General features: G+C 63.7%; 12 protein-coding genes. 7 read left to right on the top strand and 5 right to left on the bottom strand.

Annotated elements, in window-relative coordinates; all coding sequences use genetic code 11:
• Positions 1–88: 88 nt before the first annotated feature.
• Positions 89–1,225, top strand: coding sequence for a GGDEF domain-containing protein (locus EV688_RS10590; RefSeq protein ID WP_117317995.1), 1,137 nt, complete (start codon positions 89–91; stop codon positions 1,223–1,225).
• A gap of 67 nt (positions 1,226–1,292) precedes the next feature.
• Here EV688_RS10590 and EV688_RS10585 read toward each other — a convergent pair whose 3' ends face one another.
• Both EV688_RS10585 and EV688_RS10580 read right to left on the bottom strand, forming a co-directional pair.
• Positions 1,293–1,616: a type II toxin-antitoxin system RelE/ParE family toxin gene (locus EV688_RS10585; protein ID WP_117317997.1), complete on the bottom strand. Its 324-nt coding sequence runs from the start codon at positions 1,614–1,616 to the stop codon at positions 1,293–1,295.
• Positions 1,613–1,888 (bottom strand): type II toxin-antitoxin system ParD family antitoxin, encoded by a 276-nt coding sequence (locus EV688_RS10580; RefSeq protein ID WP_117317999.1) that lies wholly within the window; start codon positions 1,886–1,888, stop codon positions 1,613–1,615. Before EV688_RS10580 ends, EV688_RS10585 begins: the two co-directional genes overlap by 4 nt.
• Positions 1,889–2,181: 293 nt before the next feature.
• Between EV688_RS10580 and EV688_RS10575 the strand changes: the two genes are divergently transcribed.
• Positions 2,182–3,399, top strand: coding sequence for a M20/M25/M40 family metallo-hydrolase (locus tag EV688_RS10575; RefSeq protein WP_240624365.1), 1,218 nt, complete (start codon positions 2,182–2,184; stop codon positions 3,397–3,399).
• Positions 3,400–3,447: 48 nt separating this feature from the next.
• Here EV688_RS10575 and EV688_RS10570 read toward each other — a convergent pair whose 3' ends face one another.
• Together EV688_RS10570 and EV688_RS10565 are read right to left on the bottom strand one after the other, a co-directional pair.
• On the bottom strand, positions 3,448–5,745 hold the full coding sequence (locus tag EV688_RS10570; RefSeq protein ID WP_240624366.1) for a penicillin acylase family protein: 2,298 nt from the start codon (positions 5,743–5,745) through the stop codon (positions 3,448–3,450).
• A gap of 86 nt (positions 5,746–5,831) precedes the next feature.
• Positions 5,832–7,991, bottom strand: a complete 2,160-nt coding sequence (locus EV688_RS10565; RefSeq protein WP_162883916.1) for a winged helix-turn-helix domain-containing protein — start codon at positions 7,989–7,991, stop codon at positions 5,832–5,834.
• A 217-nt stretch (positions 7,992–8,208) separates the two neighbouring features.
• Between EV688_RS10565 and EV688_RS10560 the strand changes: the two genes are divergently transcribed.
• Both EV688_RS10560 and EV688_RS10555 read left to right on the top strand, forming a co-directional pair.
• Positions 8,209–9,240, top strand: a complete 1,032-nt coding sequence (locus EV688_RS10560; protein ID WP_117318018.1) for a hypothetical protein — start codon at positions 8,209–8,211, stop codon at positions 9,238–9,240.
• 66 nt (positions 9,241–9,306) lie between these two features.
• Positions 9,307–12,834 (top strand): hybrid sensor histidine kinase/response regulator, encoded by a 3,528-nt coding sequence (locus EV688_RS10555; protein ID WP_205686636.1) that lies wholly within the window; start codon positions 9,307–9,309, stop codon positions 12,832–12,834.
• A 24-nt stretch (positions 12,835–12,858) separates the two neighbouring features.
• Here the strand turns inward: EV688_RS10555 and EV688_RS10550 are convergent, their stop codons facing one another.
• Positions 12,859–13,560, bottom strand: coding sequence for a response regulator transcription factor (locus EV688_RS10550; RefSeq protein WP_117318132.1), 702 nt, complete (start codon positions 13,558–13,560; stop codon positions 12,859–12,861).
• A gap of 283 nt (positions 13,561–13,843) precedes the next feature.
• On the opposite strand from EV688_RS10550, the gene EV688_RS10545 reads away from it, so the two are divergent.
• From EV688_RS10545 to EV688_RS10535, 3 genes are all read left to right on the top strand, one after another.
• The gene (locus EV688_RS10545; protein WP_240624367.1) at positions 13,844–15,220 is read left to right on the top strand and encodes a DcaP family trimeric outer membrane transporter; all 1,377 of its coding nucleotides are present in this window, start codon (positions 13,844–13,846) and stop codon (positions 15,218–15,220) included.
• 66 nt (positions 15,221–15,286) lie between these two features.
• Entirely contained in the window at positions 15,287–15,556 is a 270-nt protein-coding gene (locus EV688_RS10540; protein ID WP_117318020.1) for a DUF4212 domain-containing protein, read from the top strand.
• 4 nt (positions 15,557–15,560) lie between these two features.
• Complete coding sequence (locus EV688_RS10535; protein WP_117318022.1) at positions 15,561–17,291, top strand: sodium:solute symporter family protein; 1,731 nt, start codon at positions 15,561–15,563, stop codon at positions 17,289–17,291.
• Positions 17,292–17,293 lie beyond the last annotated feature (2 nt).

The raw sequence follows: 17,293 nt of genomic DNA, 5'->3' as shown, positions 1-17,293 counted from the left end.
TCGTGGCCGGTGACACTTTGCGAAAGGGGGAAAACTTCTGGATAACGGGTGGGAGCAGGTTGTCGTCAACGGGGACAGGCAGCGTGCGGTGCGTGCCGAAATAGACCGGCAGAACCTGGCGCGCCTGTGGATACTGGCCGGTGTTGTCGTGTTTCTGATGCTGTTGTTTCTGCGGCGCGAATGGGCCTATCTGGGGATGAGCCCTGAGGAGCTCGGCGCGCTGTTCCGGGTGGAGGCGATTGATCCGGCGCTGTTTCACTGGGTCGTGGGGTACCGGATTGCCACACTGGCGGCGGTGTTGCTGATCGTCCCCCTCGCCTGGCGCTCGCGGCAGGATGAGCTGCGACTGGGGCTCGTCATCGGGGCCTTCATCGTTGTGGTGGGTGGGCTGTTGATTGCCACGGCCACGCTGAACCTCGCTTTCCGTGATGCCTTCGATCTGTTTTATCTGCAGGTGTTCATTTTCTCGGCGATGTTTTTCCTGCGGCCCTGGCTGGCGCTGCTGTTCTTCGGCGGCGCGTTTCTCGTGTATGCGGTGGGGGCGAACTGGGTCATGCCCGAATCCACAACCACCCGCATGGGCGCGCTCTACACCAACGTCGGCATCATGACCGGACTTGCCATGATCATTGCCATCCAGAACTACCGCATCAAGTTTCGTGAACTCGACGCCCTCGAGACCACACGGCGGGACAATGCAGCGCTGCAACAGGCCAATCGCGCTATCACGCTGTCCAGTGAGACCGACAGCCTGACCGCCGTATTCAACCGCGGTGCACTGGATCGCGATCTTGCGCAGCTGCAGCGCAAACGCCTGCCCTTCGTTCTGGCATTACTGGATCTTGATCACTTCAAGCCCTTCAACGATCACTACGGTCATCAGGCCGGCGACCGCGCCCTGCAGGCGGTAGCGGCCTGCCTGGAGCGTGGCCTCAAGCGCCGCACGGACCGCGTCTACCGCTACGGGGGCGAGGAGTTCGTGGTGCTGCTGCGCGATACGGACATGGCTGGCGGCAGGGTCGCGATGAAAGCGCTGCGTCGACAGGTAGAGGCACTGGCTATCGAGCACGCCTATCGCGATGATGAGTCGCGGGTGGTGACGGTCTCTATCGGTCTTGCGGAATCGGACGGCCAGCAGCTCGCCGCCGATGTGCTTGAACAGGCCGACAAGCGCCTGTACGAAAGCAAGGCCGCCGGGCGGAATCGGGTGATGCCGGCTGCCTGATGGTGTGCGGGGGTAAATGGCAGCAGCATTGAAGCACGACGGCTCAAGCCGGGCGATTCACGGATTTTCAGCCCAACTCCGCAAGAATGGCCGGCAGATTACGAGATCCGTGAATGAAATCCAGCACGAGAAGACCGCCTTTGGTATTTCTATAAATGATGAAGTGCCGACCTTCTCGATAGTACTCAAGGTCATCGACTTCACGCTCCCCAGCAAGCAAGCTGTTGCACGATATCCCATGAGGCAGCTCGTCTGCAGCGAGCGCTGATAACCGATTGATCAACTGATTCTTGTAACTTTCTGCCTGATCGATGCCGAAGTTCTCGATCGTCCAGAGAATAATCGCTTCAAGCGTCCGTTCAGCCTGCGGTGTTAACCGGTAACCCCTCACAAACCATGCTTGCGAGAAGCGCGCTCGAATGCCCTTTCAATGGCCTCTTCACCCGATCCCGCGGCAAACTCCTCTCGCTTGACCTGATCAAAACCCGCGATGACACCGGCTTTGATATCGGCCAGCTCGGCCTCACGTCGCTGCACCCGGTGCTCCAGGAGACGAAGCCCGTCACGCAGGACTTCGCTGGCATTCTGATAGCGGCCCGCCTCGACCAGTTTTCCCACAAAAATCTCCTGCTGCTCTGTCAGAACCACGTTTCTTGTCGGCATAAGCATCTCTCATTGTCTCTGCCTTGATGATAGCAATATTGGCAATATATGCCAGTTTTGCTCGGCTCACTTTCCGGGGCGCTGCAGATCGCACCGCTAGCGGGCCACTGGTTTGCCCGTCAATGCGTTTATGCGGATGCTGCGGTATCCAAGAGCAACGATAACGACAAGGAAAACCGCACGATCCACGCCACTATCCGACGCGACAGCGCGGCTTCACCACCCGGCGGATTACCACGCAGGGAGCCCCGCTGCTGCTCGCCGAGCGGCCGCAGGATGCTGCCGGGAAAACGGTGCTCATCTACCTGCAGCTGGACGGCCAGCCGGTAGACCCGAACGCCTGGTTTCAGGACAGCCCCTACCGGCCCGCGCTGAAGACACCCGACGGCAGCGGAGGCTTCGTGGAAATACCCTGGGACGAGATCGACAGCTACGACGATGAGATGCGTGTGTTCGCGCGCTCGGCCTCCGACGCCAAGGGGCCTGTCGCAATGTGTCTCGCGGCGCTGGATGCCATGCGGTCGGCAGGGCGTGCGCCGAACTTCAACATGAAAGTCATCATGGACTTCGAGGAAGAGCTGGGTTCACCTAATCTTCCGCAGGCGGTTGAGACTAACCGCGAGCTGCTGGCCGCCGACATGCTCATCATTTTCAATGGCCCGCGGCATATCACCAACCGCCCGACACTGACCTTTGCCGCCCGCGGCATCGCGACGATCACTCTCACCACCTATGGACCCGTGGTGCCGCAGCACAGCGGGCACTTCGGCAACTACGCACCCAACCCGGCCCTGCGTCTGGCGCAGCTGCTGGCCTCCATGAAGGATGCCGAGGGACGCGTTACAATCCCCGGCTTCTATGACGGCATTGCCATCGATGCCGACACCGAGCAGCTGCTGCGCGCGGTACCGGATGACGACGCGGAGATAAGAGACCGGCTGCAGCCGGGCTCCGTCGACCAGGTCGGCAGCTATTACCAGGAGGCGATGCAGTATCCGTCGCGGAACATCCGCGGCATGCAGTCGGGCTGGATTGATGACAAGGTGCGGACCATCGTGCCGGGTTGGGCGCGAGCGGAGCTGGACATCCGGCTGCTGCTGGAGCCCGATCCGCAGCACCTGATCGACAGCGTGCGCGAACACGTTCGTGAGCAGGGCTTTTTCGTGACCGATGCCGTGCCCGACAAGCGCACGCGCATGGCGCACGAGAGAGTCGCCACGTTCACCCACGAGTATTCCTACCAGTCTTTTCGCACAGACTTCGACGCCGACGTCGGTCTCTGGCTGCGCAGTGCGCTGGATCGCGCCTTTGGCGAGGAGCCGATTCTGATACGCATGAGTGGTGGCTCGATTCCCATATCGCCCTTTGTCACCACGCTGGGCATTCCCGCCGTGACGGTGCCAACGGTCAATCGCGACAACAACCAGCACAGTCCCAACGAGACCCTGCGCCTTGGCAACTATCGCGAGGGCATAAAGACCATGCTCGGGATTCTCAGTGAACCGCTGTAACATGGCAGCCTGGTGTGGGCCTGCATGGCCCAGGGCTTTGCTCGTCGCTCACTCACCGGGATGATAGGTTCTCACGGCCCGCTTCTTCACGTCCTCGCGGTAGTACGCCACGTCCTTGAACTCCCGGTTGATGTAGCGCAGCGCCTGATCATCAAAATGCGGTGATTCCGGATCGGAGCTCTGGCCACCCGCCAGCAGTGATTTCGCCCTCACTCGCTCCCCGAACTCCACCACGGCGACAAAGCTGTTGCCGGATGTCCCGTAGATCCGATCCGTGCCGGGATAGGCGCGGGCGCCGTAGGAGGCGAGCGCGCCCCAGCGTGAGGAGGCCATGCCCACCGGCAGGCTCGGGGCCTCATCGTCATACTGATGATCGATGTCGCCGGTCAGGCGCTGGTAGCGGTTGATCTCGCCCCAGGGCGTCGCCCAGCTGCCGAAGGCACCTTCCAGCTCGAGCAGTGTTTCACTGAATACGCCCAGGCGTTCATCTTCCGGGCTGTCGGTGCCCAGCCAGTTGATCTGTTCCATCCGGCTCATGTCCGTGGGTGTGTCGATGCGCTGCGCGGCATTCATGCCGTAAAAATGCGCCAGCGACATGGGCACCGAGTCTGCACTCACCCGCAGGTCCCAGTCACGCAGGACGTCAATGGCCTGCTCCAGCTGCGGCCACTCGGCGGCATTCGCCTCCCAGGCCGACACCAGGCCCGGTATCAGCTGTGCAAAGCCCTGCAGGTAGCTGTCATAGGCCAGCGCAATCATGCTGTCGATGGTCAGCGGCGGCGTGGCCTCCAGCAGACTGACCGCCTGCAGGCCGCGGAAGTTTTCCGCATCCGGGGCCATGTAGACGGGGTAGTCTTCAGGCTTCGGACTGTCAGCCCCGGCCACCGTGAACGGCGTGGCGTTGGTGTTCTGCAGCCAGTCATTGGGGGGATTCACCCGCATCACGGTTTCCTCCACCTCGTGCACCCCCTGCCAGTCAGTGGCGGGGTTGCTGCCGTCAACGGGCATCGAGTAATCAAACTGCGGATCGCGCCGCGGCATGAAGTTGCCGTGAAAGTAGGCAATATTGCCCTTCGCATCCGCAAACACCGTGTTGTTGGAGGAATTGGTGCGGATGTCCATGACCTCGCGGAAGCCGTCGTAGTCCGAGGTCTTCATGCGCAGGTAGGACTGTCGCAGGGCGTCCACCGGATTCCAGTTGATGCGCGTCGCCACCCACTGGCCCTCCATGCTGTGAGTGATCGGCCCCTGATGGGTGCGATACAGCGGGAAACGCCGCTCCCTCAGAGTGTCGCCATCGCGATAGCGCAGGGTCGTCTCCATCACCTCGAGCGGACGCAGCTCATCGCCATAGCGGTACATCAGCTGGCCGTTCTCGCTCACCACGTCCTGCACGAATTCGTCGATGAAATCGGCGCGGGTGCTGGTGTGCATCCAGCCGGTGCTTTCGTTGAAGCCCTGGTAAATAAAGAACTGCCCCCAGGTGGAGGCGCCGTAGGCGTTCAGACCCTCCTCGCTGACCACGTGATATTCACCCCTGAAGTAAAAGCTGGTGTGGGGGTTGATCAGCAGGATCGCGTTGCCGGATTCGGATTTCGCGCCGGTCACGGCGAAGCCATTGGAGCCGGAGGGTTCGTCGAAGAGGGTCTGCGACAGCGGCGCCGGGGCCGGCTGACGCTGCGCCACGCGTGGGGTCTGCATCCTTGCCGGCGCCGAGGCGACCGGCAGTTCGTCCACCCGCTGCCCGACCTGAGAATAGAACGCCTCGATACCGGGCAGCCCGATGGCCTCGATGTCACCACCGATGGAACCCTCGAAGAAGTAGAAAGGCATCCAGGGCTCGAAACGGGTCAGCAGCTGCGGCTGCACCTGGGGGTGCGTGGCAAGGTAATAATTCAGGCCGTCGGCAAAGGCATCGCACAGGGCCTGCAGCCAGTCGGGCGAGGCGGCGTAGGCGGCGCGCGCCTCATCCTGCGTCATATAGAGTTTCGCCCGCAGATCGCTGTACAGCGCGGACTCACCCTCCACTTCCGCCAGGCGACCGGTGGCCCAGATGTAGTTGCGCTCGATGCGCGGAAAATCATCCTCGGCCTGCGCATAGAGAAAACCGAAGGCGGCATCGGCATCCGTGCCGGCGTACACATGCGCCACGCCGAAGTCGTCGCGCATGATGGTGACGCGCTCGGCGATAGCCTGCAGGCGCTGCAGCTCCGGGTCCGTCGCAGACGCGGAGGCAGACGCAGAGGCGGGCGACTCTTCCTCCGAGGTGCAGCCGCCTGCCATCAGCACGGCGGGCATCAGCAGGAAAAGCATCAATAGCCGGTTTCGGAGGGTTTTTATTGGCATGGTTTTCTCGCTCTTCGTTGGAAGGCCTGGCGATGGTATGACAGAGACTACAGCTTAATGAGAATAGACTCGAGATCCCGATCGCCTCAGACCCGCTCAGGATCGATCAGAAATCGCACGAACCTGGCGTCGCCACGGATCAGGTCGTAATACGGCAGAAACGGCTCGATAAAGGGCATCACCAGGCTCGGTGCTGCGAGCGCCGCGGTAAGACATTCCACGCTTGCAGCAACCGCTCCGGCCATCGCCAACGCACGACAGGCGTGATGCCGGTTATTGGTCAGTTCCGCCAGGTCTTTGCTCGCGTCCCGTTGCCAGCTGCGAACCCTCTGCTCGATCCCGGCCGTGCCTCCAAGGGGGTCTGGGGTAGCAAGTAGCGCCAGCGCAAGATCGGCGCCGGGCGCGAACGCATACCGACCTTCCGCCTGCTGCTTGTCTACCGTGGCTCTGGCTGCGGCAAGCAGATCGCCCATGGCTGCGTCATCACTCTGTAAGCGCGCGGTAATGGCGCGGGCGAGATTAAGATCAATCAGCGAACTATAACCCGAATCATCCCCGCTGAGTCCGTCCCGCTGCATGTCGTCAAGTACTGTCGTGGCGCCACGATAATCTCTCGCGGCGATGTGCGCCTCCCACAGCTGCACGGGAGGTACCGGGACATTGTACTCACTCTGCAGTGCCATCAGCTCTGGCAGAAGGCGGGACGGTTCACGGTGTTGCCTCACCCGCAGCAGGCTGGCGAGAGCCGCCTGTCTGAAGGTGCTCGTCGGTGCGCTGTCGAGTATCACCGCAGCCTCGTCATAGCGGTGGGCAACAACAAGATTTATCGCCAGCCGGTAGACCCAGTAGTCGCTCCGCGGGTCGAGGCTCATTGCCTCGCGCAGCGTCTCGATCAAACCCCTGTAGTCGCCGAGGCGTCGCTGTATCCAGGTTTGCAGCTCCAGCACCAGCGTATCGCTGGGACGCATCAGCCGTGCCTGGGCAATCAGCGCAGAAGCGCGCTCATAGTCCTTGAGGACATAGTAGGTGTAATAAGCCTGCGCCACGATATATTCAGAGGACTGCGGCGCCATTGCGCGCATCCGCTCCAGAATGTCTTCAAGGCGTCTCACCGCAGCGGGATCCCTGACACTGATGCTGGCGAAACTGAGCGCGCCGGCAAGCTCGGCCCAGGCCCGCAGGAAGCCGGGATCCAGCGCCACCGCCTTTTCCAGGTGTGCGAGATAGGCCGGCGTACTGATGGCCTCCCTTTTTCGCAGCTCGATCGCGTCGTGATAAGCCCGGTAGGCGGACATGTTCTGTGTGGGCAGGACCTGAAGCTGCTTCATGTCCTGCCGCGTCAGGGTGGCATTCAGCGCCGCGCTGACCGCGCGCGCTATGTCTGTCTGAATGCTGAAAATATTGCCGGGGGTCAGTTCGCGATCGTATTGCGCGGCCCACAGGTGGGTATCGCTACGGGCATCGATGAGCTGGACATTGATACGAATCTGCTCGTCCAGGCACTGAACACCGCCCTCCAGAATGGCATCAGCACCCAGCTCACGGCCGATACTGCGGATGTCATGACCCTCGTTGCCGTAGCCGGACACCGACGTTCGCGAAATGACCTGGACCGACTGCAGCTGCGCCAGTTGCGTCAGCAGGTCTTCGTGCACCCCTTTGGCAAAAAAGTCGCTCTCCGCGGAAAGCCCGACCGAGGTGAAGGGCAGCACTGCAACCACGGGCACCGTGCCAGACGCCGGGGGCGACACGGCACCGCGCAGAACCACAATGCCGACCAGAAGCACGCCAGCCAGTGCCGCGGGCATCCCGAATCGCCAGAAGTGTGCGCGGTATCGCCGTTGCCCAAGAGCGGGCCGGGTTTCCTGTGACGGGTCGGGTTCCGGGGCTACTGCGGCCTCGATGGGGGATGGAAAATGACTGATAAAGCCGCGGCGCATGACGGTTTCGATATAGGCGTTGCGGTCATCCGGCGTGAGTTTCTGACGCAGGATGGAGATGCAGCGATTGACCGCATCATCGGAGACGACGCGACCGTCCCAGACCGCGCCGATGAGGGTGTCACGGGAGATCAGGGTTTCCTGATTGATCAGAAAATAATCCAGGAGCCGCGCGACCTGGGGCTCCAGTCGAAGGGTGTTGGTTCCGTCCTCAAGATCACCGGTATCAACGTGGAATCGCCAGCGCCCGAACGCGCGAACAGCCGGACTCTCGCCGCCGGTCCCGATCACCCGCGGCTCCGGCATCCTTACGGACCCCTGCCCGCAGGCGAGCATACGCTTGCCATGAAAAACACCATAATCATCGTAAAAACAGCCTCTTACACGGACATCAGGTTTGCATCGGCAATATATCAGCATTTCATCAGGCAATCCCCCTCCCCGCCACGCAAAGTGAAAGTCTGTGCGCTGGCACGGCTACACCCGACATAAACCGGGCACCCAGCCCTGAGAGGAACTTCGCATGAGCATGATGAGCATCAACAGAACCCGCCTTTTCGCTGCGCTGGCCGTAGCCGCCTGTGCCCTGCCTGCACAGGCCGACCGCGGCGGCGCAAAAGCCTTTGCCACAACTGTGCCGGCATTGACCGGTGCCCCGCCGGAGGGATTCACCATCGGCAAGGGCTCTACGGCGTACACCGGTTCCGTCGACGGTTCCATCTACAAGGTGGATCTGCGCAGCGGTGAAGGCGAAATACTGGTCCCTGCGGAGAAGGATTTCGACCTCTTCACCCAGTGCTTCAAGCTGGGGATGCGCGTCGATCCGCGCAGCAATTACCTGTTTGTGGCGGGCTGTGTCGGCGGCAATGCCTATGTTTTCGATGCCGACTCCGGTGAAGAGCTCCGCAACTATGACCTGGCTGGATTCGGCCAGGTGATCAACGATCTGGCCATCACGCGTGATGCGGTGTACTTCACAAATTTCACGGCGCCGTTTTTGCACCGGCTGCCGCTGGCGAAGAATGGCCGCCTGCCCAACAAGGACGACGCACTGCCGATCGCGCTGAGCGGCGACTTTCTGGAGGATGACCAGGGTCTCGATGCAGAGGGCAACCCAATCGGTGACTACAAGGGAAACGGCATTGTCGCCACGCCGGACGGCAGGACCCTGATCGTCGGCAATTCGAACAACGCCCGCATTTATCGGGTAGATCCTTTAACAGGACACTCGGACCAGATTATCGTCACGCCACCGCTGCAGGGCTTTATCGATGGCATCGTGCTGCACCAGAAAAAGCTGTTTATCATGACGCCCTACAACCCTGCGGATCCCGACGATATCGACCGCATCCAGGTGGTCGAGCTGGACAAGGACATGCTCACTGGCACCCTGATCGGCAGCATTACGGACCCGGACAATCTGGATGGTGTGGCCAGCGGCGCGATGTTCGGCGGCGCGCTGTATGTGAACAATGCCCGCTATAGAACGTTCCCCGAGCCAGATACCGAGTACGGTGTTACCCGCTTGAGCATCAAAGAGGTAGTGCCCGAGTGAAGCCCTAGAAACCCGGTCACGCTATGCTAAAGTCGCGGCCACCTGCCGTTGATCGCGGAGCCCGGCGTGACCTCACTCAGCAACCTGCTCAGCCTGGCGCTGTTCTATGTCAGCCTGCTGTTTGCCGTTGCCTGGTGGTTCGACCGGCGCAGCCAGACTGGCGCAAGCCTGCACGATGTGCGCCTGCGGCCCTGGGTGTATGCCCTCTCACTCGGCGTTTACTGCAGCTCCTGGACCTTTTACGGCGCGGTGGGCAGCGCTACCGCCCAGCCCTGGAGCCATGCGCCGGTCTATCTCGGGCCTATTCTGCTGTGCCTGTTCGGCTGGCCGATCCTGGCGCGGCTGGTGCGCCTCGGCGTGCGCCACCGGGTTACGTCCATTGCGGACTATCTCGGCGCCCGCTACGGCAAGCGCCAGTCCCTGTCGATCCTGGTTACGGCAGTGGCCACCGCGGCGGTGCTGCCCTATATCGCGCTGCAGTTTCGGGCGCTGGATCAGGCCTGGGCCGTCATGGTGGCCGATCGCGGCGCGCCCCCAGCGCATGACAGTGGCAACACCACCCTGCTGATTGCGGTGCTGCTGGCGGCCTTCACCCTGCTGTTCGGCACGCGGCGTCTCGATGGCCGCGAACGCCACCCGGGGATGATGAACGCCATTGCCGTGGAGTCGCTGGTAAAGCTCCTCGCTTTCCTCGCGGTCGCGGTATTTGCGCTGGTCAAGCTGGGCAGCGTGGCCTTGCCCGACGGAGCGACGCCGGCCTTCCCCGCGCCTGATGCGTCGCTGGTGTCGGCGGAGTTTCTGGCGCACACCCTGCTCAGCGCCCTCGCCATCCTGTGTCTGCCGCGAACATTTCACGTCATTGTGGTGGAGGTACAGCGCTTTGCCGATGCGCGGCTCATGCGCTGGATTTTTCCCGCCTATCTGGCGCTGTTTATGCTGCTGGCGGTACCGATCAGCTCGCTCGGCAGCGCCGTGCAGGCAGGCAGCGCCTCGGGCCTGCCGAGTCCGGATGCGTTCATACAGTGGCTGCCGCTGGCGTATGACGCCGAGTGGCTGGCGCTGGCGGTGTTTATCGGCGGCATCTCCGCAGCGACCGGCATGGTGATCGTCGCCACCGTCAGCCTCGCCATCATGATCACCAACGAGATTGCCGTGCCCGTACTTTTGCGGCTGCGCGGCGATTCCAGTGAACTCATCCTGCGACTGGGTGAGAACCTGCGGCGGGTGCGCCAGCTGACCATTGTCGCCATTCTGCTCGCGGCCTGGTGGGTGGCGCGCTGGCTGGCCGGGATTCCCTGGCTGTCGGATATCGGCTTTATCTGCTTCCTCGCCGCCGCCCAGCTCGCACCCGGACTGCTCGCCGGACTCTACTGGCGGCGGGCACAGGGCGTGGCGGTCATGGCCGGTCTGCTGCTGGGCCTGTCGCTCTGGCTCCTGCTGGCGGCCCTGCCGGCCATCCAGCCCGGCATGGCGGCGCCGACCGTGGCCGCGAATACCGCGATGGCGCAGGCCTTGCCCGCATCACTCGCCCTGGCCACGCTGATCAGCCTGGGCGGCAATACGCTGCTGATGGTACTGCTGTCGATCCTCCTGCGCCCCTCTGCCGCCGACCTTCGCCAGGCGCACGCGTTTCTGGATGAGGACTCGCCGGTCCCGACCGGCGACAGCGTTGAGGCGCTTGCGCTCAGTCCGGTGCGTATGGGCCAGCTGCAGGCGCTGCTGCTGCCCTTCATCAGTGACGACGCCTACCAGCGCCTGTGGCGGGAGCTGGAGGAGCGCTACCAGCAGCGGCTGCTGATCGCCGATCGCGCGCCGCGTTTTGTGGTGCAGCAGGTCGAGTCTCTTCTGGCCGGCGTGATCGGTGCCGCCTCGGCGCGCCGGGTCCTGCAGCAGCTGGAGGACAGCCGGCAGCTGGCGTTCAGCGATCTCGCCGGCCTGATCGGCGACGCCAACCAGCAGTACCGCTTCAATCGAGAGCTGCTGGAATCCACGGTGGAATCCATGCTGCAGGGGGTCTCGGTGGTGGACAGCGACCTGCGACTGGTGGCCTGGAACAGCCGCTATGAGCAGATGTTCGACTACCCGCCGCGCTTTCTCTACGTGGGCTGCCCCATCGAGCGGGTATACCGCTTCAATGCCCAGCGCGGCATTCTCGGTGGCAGCGAAGCCTCGGATGACCAGATTGCACGGCGGCTCGCCTGGCTGCGCCAGGGCAGCCCGCACCGTCTGCAGCGGCGCATGCCCAATGGCCGCGTGATCGACATTCGCGGCAACACCATGCCCAACGGCGGCTTTGTCACCACCTTCATCGACGTCACCGACTACCGGGAAATGGTGGCTGAGCTGGAGGATGCCAAGCAGGAACTCGAGGCGCGTGTGGAATCGGGCAGCCGCAGCCTCAGCGAGAGCAACGCAGAGCTGCGCCGCGAAAACCGCTTGCGCTCTGCGGCGGAAGCACGCCTGCGCGAGGCCAACCTCAGCCGCAGTCGCTTCATGTCGGCGACCAGTCACGACCTGCTGCAGCCGATAAATGCGGCGCGGCTGTTTCTCAGCACCCTGCGCAGCCGCCGGGAAGACGACGATGCGCTGGCGTCGACCCTCGGCCAGATCGACGATGCACTGCAGCGCGCCGAACAGCTGATTGCCGAGCTGCGCGAGATGGCGCGCCTGGACGCCGGCCGCCAGCAGCCGCAGCGGGAGCACTTCGCCGCCGCACCGCTGCTGCAGCAGCTGGCGGACGAGTTCGGCCCCGCCGCCCGCCGCGCCGGCGTGCGCCTGCGCTGCCGTCCCGGTTCACTGTGGCTGTACAGTGACCGTGCCCTGGTCTACCGGGTGCTGCAGAACCTGCTCGGCAACGCCATCAAGTATGCGGCCCCAGGGGACGTTCTGCTCGGGCTGCGTCGCCGGGGCGGGAGCGCGGAGCTGCAGGTGATCGACTGCGGACCGGGCATCCCGCCGCAGGATCAGGTACGCATTTTTGACGAGTTCGAGCGCCTCGAGGGCGGCAGTCGCGATGACGAGGGGCTCGGTCTGGGTCTGGCCATCGTGCGCCGCTACGCCGAACTGCTCAACCTGCCCCTGCGCCTGGAATCCCGGCCCGGCCGCGGCACCCTGTTTTCCGTCACCCTGCCGCGGGGCGAGGTACAGCTGTCTGAACCCGCAGCCGAAAATCGCGGCCAGGCAGAACTGGCCGGCGCTCGGGTGCTCTGCCTGGAGAACGACGCCAGGGTGCGCAGCGCCATGCTGTCCATGCTGGAGTCCTTCGGCTGCCGGGTACGCGCAGTGGCCGATCGTCAGGGCCTGTGCGACGCGCTGGCGCAGGAAGCTGTCGATGTGGTGCTGGCGGACTACCATCTGGATGCGGGCGACACGGGCATCGACGCACTGCGGTCAGTCTGCAGCGAGCTTGCGCCGCCGCTGCCTGATGGCGTGATCATCAGTGCCGACGACGGCGCCGACACGCGCCTTGCCGCGCAGGCCGCGGGCTACCGCTTCCTGCCCAAGCCCGTCAACCCCGCGCGGCTACGTGCCCTGCTGCGCGCCCTGCTCGACGCGCGTGACGTGTCTGCGGACGGCGCGCGCAGCGAGCTCTGAGGAACACCTTCCGCCCGCGCGGACTCAGGCGCCTGGCGGCCGCGACAGCGCATCCGGCGGCGCGATCACCAGGCTGCCGAGGGCGAGCACCGCCTGTGTGCGCGAATGCACCCCGAGCTTGCGGAAGATTTCGGTAATGTGCGCTTTCACCGTTACCTCCCTGACCTCCAGCGCGTGGGCGATCTGCTTGTTCAGCAGGCCCTCGGCCAGCATATTCAGCACCCGGAACTGCTGTGGCGTCAGATTGCCCAGCGCCTCGGCGGTGTCGAGGCCCGACAGGTCCACGCCCTCGGCGGACGCCTCGAGCCCCGGATGCAGACCGCGACGGCCGTCGAGCACCGCCTCCATGCAGCCGACCATGGTATCCACATCGGCGGACTTGGAGAGAAAGGCCGCTGCGCCATGATCGATTGCCCTGCGCACGGTTTCAGGATGGGTGTTTGCGGAAATCAGGATCACCGGCAGCTGCGGACGCTGGCCCACCAGCCAGGACAGCGCCGACAGTCCGACAGCGCCGGGAATGTGCAGATCCAGCAACAGCAGATCCACCTCACCACAGACGTCGAGAACGCCCTGCAGCGCCGCCACATCTTCGGCATCGCGCAGCAGCGCGCCGGGAAAGCGTTCGCCGAGAACCTGCATCAGCGCCTGGCGAAACAGCGGATGATCATCGGCAATCACGAGGGTTCGCGACGACGGGGATTCACAGGAGGATGCACTGGACATGGCTGACATAAGGCGCCTGTGCCGGCCCCGGCAAGCGGGGCTGTATTTATCGTGTTGTTCTACGGCTGCTCCCCGGCATTCTCGTCAGCCCTGAGGGCAGTGTAAAGCCCCTCTTTCAGACACCCTTCCCGATTTTGTCGTTACAGGCCTCCCCGGCGCTACGGACAGCGTCTTATACCAAGGTCCAATGTTCACCTCGTCGTCAACGCGATACAACGTCATCGTGCAGGGGGGCTCCCGACCGATTCGCCCCGACAACAGTAACCGAACAAGGACCGGCAACATGAACAGACCCGGGGTTCACAGACTGACGATAATCGGCGCCGGCCTGCTGCTGGCGGGCAGCGCCGTGGCAGATTCCGGTGACACGGATGCACGCATCGCCGCGCTCGAGGCACAGCTGGCCCAGATGCAGGCCGCGCTCGCCACCCTGCGCGCCGAAGCGGAGGCACCGCAGCCGGCATCGGACAGACTGCGCTCCGAGACCATCGCCGCCGAGTGGGCGAGCCGCGACGACCTCAACGCTGCGCGAGCCATGCCCGAAGGAACCCGCCTGCGCTACGGTGGCTACATACAGCTGGATGCCATTGCCAGCCGCTACGCGGAAGGCAGCCCGCCACCGATCATGGATGACCTGTTCGTGCCGGCACTGATTCCGGTGGAGGGTCCGGATGGCAGCGGCGACAGCACCAGCCGCACCAACCTGCACGCGAAAACCTCGCGGTTTTTCTTCGACACCGCGACCGAGACCGGCGCCGGACGCCTGCGCTCCCACGTCGAGCTGGATTTCCTGCTCGGGGCACAGGGCGACGAGCGCGTGTCCAACAGCTTCGCCGCGCGCATCCGCCACGCCTTTCTGGCCTGGGAGTACGCCCCCGGCAAGTCGATCATGGCGGGGCAGAACTGGTCGACCTTCTACAACGTGGCCAGCCTGCCCGACCTGCTCGACTTTGTGGGACCGGCCGGCACGGCGTTTGGCCGCCAGCCACAGGTGCGCTGGACCTCGGGTGGCCTGCAGCTGGCAGTGGAGAATGCCATTACCCGCGTGCGCCTGAACGACAACAGCACCCGCCTGGATGACAACGAGCTCATGCCCGATCTAGTGGCGCGCTACAACGGCACGCAGGGTGGTCTGGACTGGTCGCTGGCCGGCGTGGTGCGCCAGCTGGCCTACGATGCACGCAGTGCCGGCGGCGCCCTGGCCGATGAGGACACCGCCTACGGCTACGGACTCAGCCTCTCGGGGGTGTGGCAGGTCGGCGCCGACGATCTGCGCTTCATGGTCAGCTATGGCGATGCCATGGGCCGCTATCTCGGCCTGAATGCATTCGATGATGCCTACGTGGCCAGCGGCAGCGATGGCAGCATCGAGACCTTCGGTCAGTGGGGTGCCTACGCCGCCTATCGCCACCACTGGAGCCCGAGCTGGCGCAGCACCCTGTCGCTGTCCGCCATGGGCGCCGACAACCCGTCGCCAACCAACTTCCTGCCCGCGGAGGCACTGGCCAAGTCCTACCATTCTTTCCACGCCAATCTGTTCTATGCTGCCGCCCCGGGGCTGCTGTTCGGGGGCGAGGTGATGGTTGCCGGCCGCGAACTGCAGGACGGGCGCGACGGCGACATGATGCGGCTGCAGATGGCGGTGAGATACGTTTTCTGATCAGTAACGACGAACAGCGCCGAGCAGCGCTTTGGACACTCAAGGGAAACCCGGAAGGAGCCCGACATGGCAAAAAAAATGACAGAAGAACAGGCCAAGGCCTACTGGCATCGCAATCTCGCACTGATGCTCAAGCTGCTGATCGTGTGGTTCGTGGTGAGCTTCGGCTGCGGCATCCTGCTGGTGGATGTGCTCAACCAGTTCCAGATTGGCGGCTACAAGCTCGGCTTCTGGTTTGCCCAGCAGGGTGCCATCTACGTGTTTGTGGTGCTGATCTTCATCTACCGCTGGCGCATGGCGGTCCTCGACCGCGAATTCGACGTCGAGGAGGACTGAGGCCATGGAACTGCAGACCCTCACCTATCTGGTTGTCGGCTTCACCTTCTCCATTTACATCGGCATTGCCATCTGGTCCCGCGCCGGCTCCACCAAGGAGTTCTATGTGGCCGGCGGCGGCATCCATCCGGTGGCCAACGGCATGGCCACGGCGGCGGACTGGATGTCCGCGGCCTCCTTCATCGGCATGGCCGGCCTGATTGCCTACATGGGCTACGGCGGCTCCGTGTTCCTTATGGGCTGGACCGGCGGGTTCGTGATCCTCGCGCTACTGCTGGCACCCTACCTGCGCAAGTACGGCAAGTTCACGGTGCCGGAGTTCATCGGCGACCGCTTCTACTCGCGCACCGCACGGGCGGTGGCCGTGCTCTGCCTGATCATCTGTTCGACGACCTACGTCATTGGCCAGATGAAGGGGATCGGCGTCGCCTTCTCGCGCTTTCTCGAGGTGGACTACAACGTCGGCCTGCTGATCGGCATGTGCATCGTGTTCTTCTACGCGGTGCTCGGTGGCATGAAGGGCATTACCTATACCCAGATTGCACAGTACTGCGTGCTCATTCTGGCCTATACCATTCCCGCCATCTTCATCAGCCTGCAGCTGACGGGAAACCCTATCCCCCAGCTCGGCCTCGGCAGCACCCTGGTGGGCACGGATACCTACCTGCTCGACAAGCTCGACCAGATGGTCATGGACATCGGCTTCAACGAATACACCACCGACGTGCGCCTGTCCGGGCTCAACATGTTTGCCTACACGGCGTCGCTGATGATCGGCACCGCCGGACTGCCCCACGTGATCATCCGCTTCTTCACCGTGCCCAGGGTGCGCGACGCGCGCTCCTCCGCGGGCTGGGCGCTGGTGTTCATCGCCATTCTCTACACCACCGCACCGGCAGTGGCCGGCATGGCGCGGCTCAACCTCATGCAGACCATCGAGCCTGCGCCCGGCCAGTACCTGCAGTACGAGGATCGCCCTCAGTGGTTCCGCAACTGGGAGACCACCGGACTGCTGGAGTTCGAGGACAAGAACAACGACGGCGAGATGTATTACAGCGCCGACCCGCAAACCAATGAGCTGGTGACGGTGGACCTGGACATCATTGTGCTGGCCAACCCGGAAATCGCGCAGCTGCCAAACTGGGTCATTGCGCTGGTGGCGGCCGGCGGTCTGGCCGCGGCCCTGTCCACCGCCGCCGGACTGCTGCTGGCCATTTCCTCCGCCATCTCCCACGACCTGCTAAAGGGCATGATCAGGCCGGGAATCAGCGAAAAGAACGAGCTGCGCGCCTCGCGGATCGCCATGGCGGCGGCGATCGTCGGTGCCGGTTATCTCGGCTTCAACCCCCCTGACTTTGCTGCGGGAACGGTGGCGCTGGCCTTTGGCCTGGCGGCCTCCTCCATATTTCCCGTGCTGATGATGGGCATTTTCTCCAGCCGGGTGAACAAGGAGGGCGCCATCGCCGGCATGCTCGCGGGCCTCGGCGTCACGCTGTTCTACGTGTTCCAGCACAAGGGCATCATGTTTGTGGAGTCCACCGCCTTCCTCGGCGATACGCCGGAGAACTGGTTCCTGGGCATCGAACCGAACGCCTTCGGTGCGGTGGGTGCGCTGGTCAACTTCGCCGTCGCTTTTGGCGTCTCCGCGGTGACCCAGGCGCCGCCCGCCGAAGTCCGCGAACTGGTGCAGCACATCCGCGTGCCCGCCGGCGCCGAAGCCGCGCTGGATCACTGAGC

Source organism: Chromatocurvus halotolerans (assembly GCF_004340525.1).
Lineage (GTDB): Bacteria > Pseudomonadota > Gammaproteobacteria > Pseudomonadales > Halieaceae > Chromatocurvus > Chromatocurvus halotolerans.
Note: the sequence above shows the minus strand (reverse complement) of the source record. Positions and strands in the feature narration are given on the sequence as shown.

Bases quoted from the DNA above. Each gene is read 5' to 3' on its own strand.
- EV688_RS10580 (WP_117317999.1), bottom strand. From the start codon at position 1,888: ATGCCGACAAGAAACGTGGTTCTGACAGAGCAGCAGGAGATTTTTGTG.
- EV688_RS10570 (WP_240624366.1), bottom strand. From the start codon at position 5,745: ATGCCAATAAAAACCCTCCGAAACCGGCTATTGATGCTTTTCCTGCTG.
- EV688_RS10565 (WP_162883916.1), bottom strand. From the start codon at position 7,991: ATGCCGGAGCCGCGGGTGATCGGGACCGGCGGCGAGAGTCCGGCTGTT.
- EV688_RS10560 (WP_117318018.1), top strand. From the start codon at position 8,209: ATGAGCATGATGAGCATCAACAGAACCCGCCTTTTCGCTGCGCTGGCC.
- EV688_RS10550 (WP_117318132.1), bottom strand. From the start codon at position 13,560: ATGTCCAGTGCATCCTCCTGTGAATCCCCGTCGTCGCGAACCCTCGTG.
- EV688_RS10545 (WP_240624367.1), top strand. From the start codon at position 13,844: ATGAACAGACCCGGGGTTCACAGACTGACGATAATCGGCGCCGGCCTG.
- EV688_RS10540 (WP_117318020.1), top strand. From the start codon at position 15,287: ATGGCAAAAAAAATGACAGAAGAACAGGCCAAGGCCTACTGGCATCGC.
- EV688_RS10535 (WP_117318022.1), top strand. From the start codon at position 15,561: ATGGAACTGCAGACCCTCACCTATCTGGTTGTCGGCTTCACCTTCTCC.